This window comes from Pseudorhodoplanes sp., from assembly GCF_035565855.1.
Lineage (GTDB): Bacteria > Pseudomonadota > Alphaproteobacteria > Rhizobiales > Xanthobacteraceae > Pseudorhodoplanes.
On the sequence record NZ_DATMRX010000178.1, the window covers coordinates 1 to 7,448 of the forward strand.

7 protein-coding genes and 1 pseudogene are annotated in these 7,448 nt (G+C 63.4%); 1 reads left to right on the forward strand and 7 read right to left on the reverse strand.

What is annotated here, in order from left to right:
* Positions 1 to 177 precede the first annotated feature (177 nt).
* Both VN004_RS09640 and VN004_RS09645 read right to left on the reverse strand, forming a co-directional pair.
* A complete protein-coding gene (locus tag VN004_RS09640) occupies positions 178 to 1,659 on the reverse strand; it encodes a glutamine synthetase (RefSeq protein ID WP_325609362.1) in 1,482 nt (493 codons plus the stop codon).
* Positions 1,660 to 1,809: 150 nt separating this feature from the next.
* Positions 1,810 to 3,123 carry an aromatic ring-hydroxylating dioxygenase subunit alpha gene (locus VN004_RS09645; protein ID WP_325609364.1) on the reverse strand — a complete coding sequence of 438 codons (1,314 nt, stop codon included), beginning with the start codon at positions 3,121 to 3,123 and terminating at the stop codon, positions 1,810 to 1,812.
* A gap of 138 nt (positions 3,124 to 3,261) precedes the next feature.
* Here VN004_RS09645 and VN004_RS09650 point away from each other — a divergent pair, with 138 nt between their 5' ends.
* Positions 3,262 to 4,062: an IclR family transcriptional regulator domain-containing protein gene (locus VN004_RS09650; protein WP_325609366.1), complete on the forward strand. Its 801-nt coding sequence runs from the start codon at positions 3,262 to 3,264 to the stop codon at positions 4,060 to 4,062.
* 13 nt (positions 4,063 to 4,075) lie between these two features.
* On the opposite strand, the gene VN004_RS09655 is transcribed toward VN004_RS09650, so the two are convergent.
* The 5 genes and pseudogenes from VN004_RS09655 to VN004_RS09675 form a co-directional block, all read right to left on the reverse strand.
* Positions 4,076 to 4,426 carry a hypothetical protein gene (locus tag VN004_RS09655; protein WP_325609368.1) on the reverse strand — a complete coding sequence of 117 codons (351 nt, stop codon included), beginning with the start codon at positions 4,424 to 4,426 and terminating at the stop codon, positions 4,076 to 4,078.
* A 234-nt stretch (positions 4,427 to 4,660) separates the two neighbouring features.
* Positions 4,661 to 5,509: an MBL fold metallo-hydrolase gene (locus tag VN004_RS09660; RefSeq protein WP_325609370.1), complete on the reverse strand. Its 849-nt coding sequence runs from the start codon at positions 5,507 to 5,509 to the stop codon at positions 4,661 to 4,663.
* Positions 5,510 to 5,649: 140 nt separating this feature from the next.
* The gene (locus VN004_RS09665; protein ID WP_325609371.1) at positions 5,650 to 6,432 is read right to left on the reverse strand and encodes a hypothetical protein; all 783 of its coding nucleotides are present in this window, start codon (positions 6,430 to 6,432) and stop codon (positions 5,650 to 5,652) included.
* Between the two features lie 148 nt (positions 6,433 to 6,580).
* Positions 6,581 to 7,192 carry a hypothetical protein gene (locus tag VN004_RS09670; protein ID WP_325609372.1) on the reverse strand — a complete coding sequence of 204 codons (612 nt, stop codon included), beginning with the start codon at positions 7,190 to 7,192 and terminating at the stop codon, positions 6,581 to 6,583.
* Positions 7,193 to 7,247: 55 nt separating this feature from the next.
* Positions 7,248 to 7,448: pseudogene (locus VN004_RS09675) on the reverse strand (bifunctional methylenetetrahydrofolate dehydrogenase/methenyltetrahydrofolate cyclohydrolase); the annotation flags it as partial.

The window sequence follows — 7,448 nt, forward strand, 5'->3', positions numbered from 1 at the left end:
CCGGAAACAGACGATACCCGCATCGTTCCAGGCGACGGCGCAATGACCGAGAGCGGTTTCGAACGTGAGGTAATGAATTGCCTGCCGGGTCATCGTGACGTTCCTCGCGATGACGATATGGGTTGCCGAAAGCCTCCGCGCGACCCGGTTTCTGCAGCCGGCGCGGAGCCGCACAACTCAGAACAGATCGAAATATTCCTTCTGTTCCCAATGCGTGATGTCGGCGGTGTCGCTTTTCACCTCAGCCTTGTAGCGGGCGATTTCGGCGTCCTTGATGCGGATGTAATAATCGACGAAATCGGCCCCGAACGCCTCGCGGAAACAGGCATTGTCGCGCAACGCATCGAGCGCCTCGCCAAGCGACTTCGGCATCATCGGCGCCTCGGTCTCGTATGGCGTGTCCGCGGAGGGGCCCGGATCGCGCTTCTGCGCAAGGCCGTCGAGGCCGCATGCGATCTGCGACGCCAGATAGAGATAGGGGTTCGCCGCCGGCTCGCCGATCCGGTTTTCCAGATGCGTCGCAGGATCGCCGGGCTGGCCGATCACGCGCACCATGACGCCGCGATTGTCCTGACCCCAGATCACGCGGTCCGGCGCGAGCGCATAGGCGCGATAGCGCTTGTAGCCGTTCAGGGTTGGCGTGGTGAAAGCGGCCGCCGCCTTCGCATTGGCAAGGAGGCCTCCAAGCCAATGCTGCGCGAACGGAGGCAGCACCGTGCCGGGATCATGCGAGACGAAGGCGTTGGCCTTGGTCCGCAGATCGATCAGCGACTGATGCAGATGCCAGCCGCTTGAGAATGCATTGGGCAGAGCCGGCCGGCACATGAACGTGCAATGCAGGCCATGGCGGCGCGCGATCTGCTTCATGGCGCTGCGGAACAGCACCATCATGTCCGCGGATGCGATGCCCTTCTCCGGCCGGAAGGTGAATTCGCACTGGCTCGGGCCGAGCTCGACTTCGAGAGACCGGAACGGCAGGCCGAGCGCCGTCACCGCGCGCCAGAAGGGCTCGAGGATCGGCTCGATCTGATCGGACCGCGCTTCCGTCAGAAGCTGGAAGCCCTGGTGAATGTAACTGACGTCGATCGGCTCGCCCGGCCAGGTGGCGTCGGCCGGCGCCAGACGCGGATTCTCGATCCTGTAGAGATGAAACTCGACTTCGAGCCCGGCCATCATCTCGTAACCTGCCGCGTGCAGGCGTGCGAGCTGATCGCGGCAAAGCTGCCGGGTCGAGAATGGCACCGGCTTTCCGTTCGGGAAGTAGATGTCGCAGAGCACCCAGCCGGTATTCGGCGCCCAAGGCAGGACGCGGAAGGTCGAGGGGTCCGCGATCATCAGGAAATCCGCCGCGCCCTGCATCTCCGGCATCGCAAAGCCGCCGCCAGGGGTGAAGACCGGAAACACCGTGCGATGCGAGGTGTCCTTGGCCAGAAGCGTCGTGGTCATCGTCACGCCGCCGCGCATCAGCTTGGCGGCTTCGGCCGCGACCACGGTCTTGCCGCGGAGGACGCCGTGCTGGTCCACGAAGGAAAATCGCACGAGGTCGAGATTGCGGTCCTCGATCTCCCGCTCGACCGCTGCCGCAAGACGGAATTGCTCGTCGTTCCACAGAGCGTGCCGCTCGACAAAGCTGAGGGTTGCGCGGTCGCGGGAGGACATCATGATTCAACCTTTATACCTCCCCCTGAGGGGAGAGGCCGACTGCCGCAGCATAGCGAAGGCCATCGGGTAGGGGTCAAGCGAGAGAAAGCGGCCCCATCCCCGTCACCCTGCGCATGCCGCGCTCCCGCCTTCAGGGAGGACGTAAGGCTAATGCCCGTTCGCCCAGCTCTTGGTCGTGCGGCGGCGCTCGTGCGCCTCTTTCGCGTAAGCTTGCCAGTCCGACGCCGGTCCGACGCCGTCGACACAGACCGGGCCGGTGATGGCAGGCGCATCCTTTGCATCAAGGACCATCAACGGGCGCTCGCCCTTGCTGGCCTGCTCGATTGCGGCCCTCAGCAAGCGCCGATAGGCGGTGATCGCCTTGTCGGACTGGCCCAGATGCTCCTTGGTCCGATCCTGGATCGGTCCCATCGACTCGCAAGCCCACTGATCGTGAATGTTGATGTCGGCGCCCATGCCGGTGAAAGTTTCGTGCGCCTGCTCGTGCGGATCGAAGCCGTAATCGTTGTGCTTGTTCTTGCGCGGCACGTAATTCGGCAGCTCGTAGAGCTCCAGCCGCTGGCGGCGCATCTCGTCCTTGTCGACCTTGTTCCCGAAGCTCGTGAAGATGCAGTACCAGTAATGCGTCGTCTCATCGATCGGCACATGCCACTGCGAGATGGTCATCTCCTTGCTCATCGGGATCATGAAGGCATTGGGGAAGACCAGATTGGTGATCCGCACATGCATCGATCGGTCGCTGATCTGGCGCAGCGTGTTGAGCCGCAGACCGTATTCGGTGTGCTCGACCTCGATCCGCGGACGCGGGAAGTCACGCATGATCTTGGTCATCGGCATGTCCGCGTCCGACGTCGAATCGCGGAACATCTTGCCGTAGGATTGTGAGGGATCCTCGTCCTCAAAGAAGCGGTGCAGCCACGAGGTATGCGCGGGATCGATGCCGACCTCGAGCGACTGCAGCCAATTGCATTCGATGAGTCCCTTGAACGCGAAAGTGTATTCGTCGGGCGCAACGAAGCAGTCGAAGTTCGGGAAGGCCGGCGGCTCGCCGGGCCCCATATAGGCGAACAAGATGCCGCTTTTCTCCACCACCGGGTAGGATTTCTGGCGGATGTTCTTGCACAGGTTGGAGCCTTCCGGCTCCGCCGGAGTCTCAAGGCATGTGCCGTTCACGTCGAACTTCCAGCCATGGAAAGAGCAGCGCAGGCCATCTCTTTCGAGCCGGCCGAACGCGAGATCGGTCCCGCGATGCGGGCAACCCCGTTCGATCAGGCCGTAACGCCCCTGCCCGTCCTTGAAGATCACGAGATCCTCGCCCAGCAGCCGGACCGGCTTGATCGGACGGTTGGTGGCCAATTCCTCGACCAGCGCCGCCGGCTGCCAATAGCGCCGCAGCAGATTGCCGGCCTTGGTGCCGGGATTGGTGCGGGTGATGAGCTCGTTCTGTTCCGCGCTGAGCATGACGACAGGTCTCCTGACGGGAGGGTGGCGCGACCGGGCGTATCCGTGTATGTTCGCACACCGAACATAAGTTCGAATTACACCAGAGTGCCGCCCCCGAGGCAAGCCTTCGAGAGGCGGGACGCGACGGGAACCGAAATGCCGCGGGTCTCACGATCTGACGCAGAAGCGCATGTTGTCGAAGCGGCCGGGCCGGAATTCCTGGAAGCGCTGGCGCGCGGGATTCGCGTCATTCAGACCTTCGGTCGCGATCATCGGCAGATGTCGCTCAGCGACATCGCGAGGCTGGTCGGACTGCCGCGTGCGTCCGTCCGGCGCACGCTGCATACGCTGATCCATCTCGGACTGGCGGAGACGGATGGGCGGCTGTTCCGCCTGACGCCGCGGGTAATGACCCTGGCCGGCGCCTATCTGTTGTCCAATCCGATCTCGACGATTGTGCAGCCTGCGCTGGAGCGGCTGAGCGCGGAGATTGGCGAAGCGTGCTCGGCGGCCGTGCGCGACGGCGATGCCGTCGTGATGATCGCATACGCTTCGCCGCCGCGCGTGCTTCAGCTGACTTCGCATGTCGGATTGCGGCTTCCGGCTGTGTCGAGTTCGCTCGGCCGGATTATTCTGGCATCGCTGCCGGATGACGCGCTCGATGCGTTCCTGTCGCGGGTCGAGCTGACGCCGCTGACGCCCCACACCATCATCGACAAGGCCGAATTGCGGCGGCGAATCCTGAAAGCGCGCGCCGACGGCTATTCTCTGGTCGATCAGGAGGTGGAGCTGGGCTTTCGTTCGATTTCCGTCGCGTTGCGCCGGCTTGATGGCAAGACCATCGGCTCGCTGAATGTCGGGCTTCACAGCGAGCGCGGCACGATCGCCGTGATGCGCAACACCTTCCTGCCGAAGCTTCGCGCGCTGGCCGACGTGATGCGGGAGCAGCTGATCTGAGTCTGATGCGGTGTCAGGCCCAGCCGGCGGCCTTGCGCCGCTGCAAGTAGGCGCGGCGACGGCCATTCAGGCGGTCTTCTTCCGCGCGCGCCTCCTTGATGGATGACGTTGCGCAAGTCCGAAATTCAAGATCGCCGGGACGATAATGAACGCGCTGGCGCGCAAAGATCGAGCGCAGGCCAGATGCCGGCGGCTGGATCAAAGTCATCAGGCTGGCGGCCACATCCGGGGACGCCGCAAAGGCGATCGGCTCACCGGTCGAGACATGCCTGACCTCGAACAGGCCAGGTCCGGCAGGGGCATCGAGGGCAATCCTGGAAAACTCAGTGGGGAACAGCTTCCAAACACTCCACACCAGGGACATTACACGGCCTTTTCTAACGGTTAACGGCAATTAACGGATCGAATGTGTCTTTTGCCGTGCCGCACAACGCCCGAGAGCGCGGGTTGTTCCGGGAGCACCTGCTCACCGGGTGTCATCGCCCGCGAAAGCGGGGCATCCAGCGCACTCTTGAAGCGGTTGTATTTACTTCATCGCCCGCTTTCGCGTGCGATGAACGGCGCGCCTGGCGACCCCTCCGGCACACAGCCGGATTCGTCAGCGGCCGGGCAGCACAAGCACCTTTGGCTTCGTGGGCAGCGTGGTCTTCGAGATGACCGTCGCGGGCGTGTCGGAAAATTCGACGTCGAATTTCTCGCGCATGCGATCGAGAAAGCGATTGAGCGTGAAGACGCTGAAGTAATGCATGGGGATGATCAGCGGCGCCTTCAGGCTCTCCATCACCTCCACCATGCCGTCGAGATCGAGCGTATAGCTGCCATCGACCGGAACCAGAACCGCATCGATGCGGCCGATCTCGTTCAATTGCTGCTGCGTCAGCGTGTGATGCAGATGGCCGAGATGCGCGATGCACATATTGGCGATTTCGAACACGAAGATCGAATTGCCGTGCCGTTCGGTACCGCCGCTCCAGTCGCGAATGTTGGTCGGCACATTGCGCACGCGCACGTCCTTGAACTGAAGATCGTGCCGCACCGGCTTGCCGCGCTCTTCGGCCCAGCCGCGCAGGACATGCAAAATGCCTGCGTCGGGATGATCGGTGTAATGCGTCGAGTGCGCGTGGTTCATGGTCGCGACATCGGGCAGCACCGGCGGCCGGACGTAATCGTTGTAGTCGGTCGCAATGCGCACGACGCGCGGACTTTCGATCAGGAAGGTGGAGTGGCCGATATAGGTGATGCGAACCTGATCGAACTGAAGCTGCGCAAGGCGGAGCGACGCAGGCAGCGCACGCGGCGTTGCCGATGCGACCAGGCCCGGACAATTTTCGGTCATTTCCGGCTTGGGCGCCTGCGCCTGGACCCTCTCGAAGGCCGCTGCCGCGCCGCCTGACAGCAACAGCACCACGAGCACCCTCGCGAGCTGCGTTCCGAAGGACTTCCGCATCAGAGGCTCCCTTGCCGCATGAACTATGCCATGGCGGTGCGGAGCCGTTCAATTCACCTCGAAGTGCGAAAGCCGGGCAGTCTGCTCAACAAAAAAGCGGCGCCGGAGCGCCGCTCTTTCGATTGAAACGGGTATGCAGCCTAGCGCTGCGAGACGATGAAGCCCTTCGGGGTCACGACAACCCACCGGCCGTCCACGCGCCGGATGGTCTCGACGCGGCCAAGGCCGGGAAGGTTGGCGCCAGGGACGATCTCGAAAATGCCCATGCGCTCGTTTTCGACGACGGCGCCGCCGTTGAACACCTCGCGCAACGCCCAGCCATTCACAACACGATCCTGCTGCTTCTGCGCGACCGAGCCCGTCGTTTCGGGCACCGCGGTCTGCGCAGCGGCAAGGGCCGGGGCCGGGGTCGCGGCGGCGGTGCGCTTGTCGATGCGCTCCAGCAATTCGGACAGCTTGGCGACGCGCGTTGCGGGTTCAGCCTGCGCCTTCTCGGCGCGCTCGACCCGATCGGCGAGCTTTGCCATCTGAGCGGACGTCGTCTTGGCCTGGTTGTCGATGCTCGCCTTCAGCGCCGCGACTTCGCTCGAGAGCTGCGTGATCACACCACGCAATGCATTCACTTCCACGGTCGGACCATTGTCTGCGACCGGCTCCGGCTTGACGAAGACCGCGGCTGCCATTGCGCCGACAGCCGAGCCCACGGCGCCCGAAACGAGGATTGCGATCGCGAGCACCGCAGCGCGCCCAAACCGGTTTTGTTTGGCGGGCACATAAAGAACCGGCGCCTTGTCGTCCTCGAGCCTTCGATACGACGTGTGCGCGACGCCTTCCGCCTTGATATCGGACGCACCGCTTGCAACGGCCTTTTGCGGCTCGGAAGAGCCTGTCTCTGCATTTCCGGAATCGTCGGCGGGACCCATGACGAAGCGCTCCAGGAGGTGACCACTTCACCAAGCGGTAACCAAGGGCGCTTACAAAAAAGTTAAACTTTTATCGGTTGAGCGCGGAGCGGGAACCCGCGCATGCGCGTGGGTTAATACAATCCTAACGGCGGCTGCACGCGCAGCATCAATGCATCGGCATCCGCCGCGAATATCCAGGGCCGGTCTTGCCGTGACTGTCCGGCGCCTCCTTGCCGCATCGGAAGGTCCGCGCCTTGTCATCGGCAACCTTGCGCGCAAGTTCATTCGCATCGGGATTGGCGCGCCCATCGACATAGCCGACATGGCAGACGCCGCCGGCGCCAAGCCGCGTGATAACCAGCACCTGGCCGCGCACGACATCGCCGTCCGGATTGGGTTCTTCCTTCTGCACCGTTGTCGACCAGCGCATGATCGCGGCGAACGGGCGCTTCTTACCGCCCGGCAGCGACTCGATCCGCCACTCGACCACATCGCCATGTCCGTTGAACGACATCAGCGTTTCGCGGTTCGCCAGCTCCTTCAGCGCATTGGGACCGAAACTCACGAAAGAGCGCTGGTCACCGCCGGAAATGTAGATCGGAATGCCCGCATAGCCCTTGCATAGCCACGAGCCGTAATCTTCGACCACCCTGCCCGGCGTATGCTTGCAGGCTTTCAGATCGATCTTTGTATAAGCATGCTCGACCGGTTGCGCGGCGGCGCCTTGCAGGCCCGCGATCAAAGCTGCAACGGCAACAAGTCCGCTCGGACGAAGCATCGCATCACCTCCGCACGCCCGTCCCCGCCTCGCCCGTGAAGCGTTGAAAAATCGATCAGACCTTCGGCTCCGGCAATCCCGCCGACGCGCAGGCCGCGCGCAGCGTATTGAGGATCACGCAGGCGATGGTCATCGGACCGACGCCACCGGGGACCGGCGTCACAGCGCCCGCCACCTCCAGCGCCTCCTTGTAATTCACATCGCCGACGAGCCGCGTCTTGCCGCCTTCGCCCGGCACGCGATTAATGCCGACATC

Coding starts and splice junctions, on each gene's coding strand:
- VN004_RS09660 (WP_325609370.1), bottom strand. CDS start 5,509: ATGCGGAAGTCCTTCGGAACGCAGCTCGCGAGGGTGCTCGTGGTGCTG.
- VN004_RS09665 (WP_325609371.1), bottom strand. CDS start 6,432: ATGGGTCCCGCCGACGATTCCGGAAATGCAGAGACAGGCTCTTCCGAG.
- VN004_RS09670 (WP_325609372.1), bottom strand. CDS start 7,192: ATGCTTCGTCCGAGCGGACTTGTTGCCGTTGCAGCTTTGATCGCGGGC.
- VN004_RS09655 (WP_325609368.1), bottom strand. CDS start 4,426: ATGTCCCTGGTGTGGAGTGTTTGGAAGCTGTTCCCCACTGAGTTTTCC.
- VN004_RS09645 (WP_325609364.1), bottom strand. CDS start 3,123: ATGCTCAGCGCGGAACAGAACGAGCTCATCACCCGCACCAATCCCGGC.
- VN004_RS09650 (WP_325609366.1), top strand. CDS start 3,262: ATGCCGCGGGTCTCACGATCTGACGCAGAAGCGCATGTTGTCGAAGCG.
- VN004_RS09640 (WP_325609362.1), bottom strand. CDS start 1,659: ATGTCCTCCCGCGACCGCGCAACCCTCAGCTTTGTCGAGCGGCACGCT.